At 39.0% G+C, this 3,512-nt stretch carries 1 protein-coding gene; it reads right to left on the reverse strand.

Annotated features, from left to right (window positions below):
- Window positions 1–2,437 (reverse strand): hypothetical protein (locus GVI43_RS15645; protein ID WP_159567765.1); only part of this gene is annotated, 2,437 nt, incomplete at its 3' end.
- Window positions 2,438–3,512 lie beyond the last annotated feature (1,075 nt).

The following is a 3,512-nucleotide window of genomic DNA, read 5'->3' on the forward strand; positions in this document are numbered from 1 at the left end:
CGAGCGCATATCCACCTGAACCTTGTACCCGGGCAGCAATATCGACCATCACATCGCCTTTGCCCTTGAGTAATAATTCACCACCCCAATCTTCAGTGATAATTGTCGGGTTTTCAGCGAATGGCCTAACCTGAATACCAATACCGGAACTGACGATATCGCCTTCTATCGCCAAATTGAGCACATCACCGTAGTTGGTTGCCCTGACGCCCACAGAAGCATATTTAATATCGACCAGACTACCCAGACACCCTGAGCCGATGACCGTCAGACACCGTGATGGTGGGGTTGTATTCAGTAGACCATTAGCCACGTCTTTTTCATCGCTGACGGCGATCTTACCGGTGATAACCGTATCCATATCACCATAATAGTTTCTTAACCGAATACCCCCAGCATGAGCCGGTATTGAATCATCTTCGCTTGAGTTCAGTGATACTGAACTCTGGGTGTTTCCTGAAATCAACAGCGTGCTATTACGACCCGCTACGACAATATCCGTAGCAAATAGCTCAGATGAAGGTTCAAAATTACTATCAAAGTTACGAGAATATGAGGAACTCCTACCGTCTTGGTAACTTATCTCCTGATTGACGTTACCGGATACGTGAATACTATTTTGCGTCTTTTCCAGTATGTTGGCAAAAGGAGAATATAAGATTGGTGTACCCCAGATCTGACGTACTTCAGTAATATTCGACCTAATGGCTAAAGCGGCATTGCTGTAAAGCGGCATTCTTGTGAACTCGCCGCTGAATGACTTTTCAATATCACCGGAAACAGAAATTATATTGTTAATTCCGTTTGCATTAATATCTACGCTGGAGTGGTTGATATTGTCATATAACATTTCCATCGAGTGCTGGCCACCGGTCATCCGGTGTATAACATTACCTGAAATATCAATTTTGTTTTGCGTACGTGCCACCATATCCCACATTTCTGGCGTAAAGCTGAGGCGGCTGGCGCTGAAGGTGGCTAAAGGCGTTGCATTAGCCTGAACAAGAATAGCCGCTCCGGGAGGGGCGTTAAAGGAACTACTAATATCGATTTCTTTGCTGACGTCTCCGGAAACAGAAATCGTATTCTGATTACCCATCACCTGAACGCCCGCAGTGGAAAAAGCCTGTCGGCCCGAACTGGCACTCGTATCAGAATGAACAGTATCAGCCGCTACGGTTTGCTTAATGTTGCCGCTGATATTAACGTTATTAACAATTTCATGAATAAAAAAACCAGCGCCAGGCGTAGACACGGCGCTAAATGTCCCAGTATTAAGGCCATCATAAAGATTACTCTGAACGTTAACACCGCTGCCTATCATTTCATTTATTAAATTTGCTGACGTGGTTTTTTCTATATCGCCTGAAATCAGGACCGTGTTGTTAACCCCGCCAACATTGACAAATACCGCGTTATTTATGTAGTTAGAGCCGCTTTGAACATAGCCCCTAAGCTCGTCACGGATAGAGAAGTTTTGTTTTATATTTCCAGAGATGTCTATGTAATTTTCTGCTTTTTCTACAATGGGCAGAGGAGCAAATTGTGCAGAATAGTTGCTACCATATAATTTTGAGTTACTAAAAATTTTGACCGCCGCGATATTAGCCACAGAGGTGGAGAAGCTGCCATTAAGACTATCAGAGATAATATCTTGTGTAATATCACCCGATACCACAATACGATTTTTAATACCCGCAACGGCTGCATTGACGCCAATAAAACCACCATATTCGTTTGCGTGAATACGATATAGATCAGTATTGATAGCCGTTTGTCGGATATTTCCGCTTATGGAGATATCATTCTCAGTTGGGCTATAATAATTATTTGCAAGTCCAGGCAAGTAATCAGCATAATCCAGCACATTTCTGATATCTATTACATGCTGATAACCGTAGGTATTCTCTCCGCTGCCATACAGTGACTGTTCAATATCGCGATTCACCATAACCGAAAGTTTGTTGGTTGAGGCCTCGATATACAAAGCCCGGCGAAGAGACTCCTGCTCCGGTGCGATATGCTGAGATAGTTTGTTACCCGCTTCCAAAAGAACAGACAGGCTATTTGAACGAAATGCTCTAGTATCACCTTGTATATAGGGCTCTGAGATACCGCTAAATAATACCCATTTATTACCGATATAGAGACTATCGTTAGAAACGTAATCAGGCGTGCTCGTAACCTGCACATCGCCGGTATTTCCCGTCAAATCAAGTAAGACATGGTCAGATGCAGAGCCTGAGCAGGTAAATTTCGATCCACTACTATCAGGAGTACATTGAGCTAAGGCTTCCGGTAAAAAAACTAAAGCCAGCAGAACTGCAGCAGAAATACGGCTTAAAGAAAAGATGGTATTTTTTCCAATCGTGTTGCTATTGAATATATTAGAACGAGGACGTAAGTCCTTTATTTGAGATACTTCCCTATAGCCCATGTTGTTTTAACTCCATTTAAAAACGATAAAAACATATAAAACATACATCAATGAATTGATTTTACGTTACAAGATATCTCTGCCGTATCAATAACCGGCCCAATAGATCAACACCCCCCTTTTATAACCCAAATAAGGTATTGATCATTTTAGAAGGATATTTATAACCATTTAATCTATTATTTTACAATACGATAACAACATTAAAGAAGAAATGACATTATTCCCGATCGTGTTGTTATTTAATAAATTAGAATAAGGACTTAAGCGCTTTATTTGAGACAGCTCCCTATAGTCCATTTTGTTTTAACTCCATTTAAAAACAACAAAAATGTATATAAGATACATCAATGAATTAATTTAACTTTATAAGATATCTTTACAGTATCAATAATTGACGCAATAGGTCAATATATTTTCATTATAACCAAAATGAGGTATTGACTATTTTAAAATAAAATACACAACCATTTAACCTATCATTTCACAATAATATAACAACATTCAAATCGTTGCTTACAATAGCTAAACGAGTTTACTCATTATAATAATCGATTAAATATAATGTAATATAGAATATTATATAATATATCCAGTTATTATTGTCATTTATAAAATGTCTCCCATAGCGGCGATGATTATTTATGTAGAATATCATCCCAACAAATCCCGACCACCACTTAACAATCTGAAAAATAATGAGAAATACGATAATATTATCTAAATCGAGCCTATCTATTTATTAGTGGAAATTTCATCGAAACTATTTTTTATATTTCCGACTGTTGATGTATCAGCCGATATTATTACAGCATCGTATTCCATCAGCCACTTTTCTATTATTTCCCAAACGGCCCTCAGTATTTATTTGTACCGGAAATTTTATTGAATAATCGGTCATCCTTGAAGAGCTTGTATTTAATCTCAGTCTGTTACTCTCGGATTAGAAAAAACCAAGGTAGACAGATAGTGACTGTTTTTAACCCTATTTACGTGTTGTCAACGCCAAAAAAAAGAGCGGATAACGTGAGTTATCCGCTCTTTTAACTGTATGAGGCAGGACTATTAGAAATCG

This window comes from Budvicia diplopodorum, assembly GCF_009800925.1.
GTDB classification, from domain to species: Bacteria; Pseudomonadota; Gammaproteobacteria; order Enterobacterales; family Enterobacteriaceae; genus Budvicia; species Budvicia diplopodorum.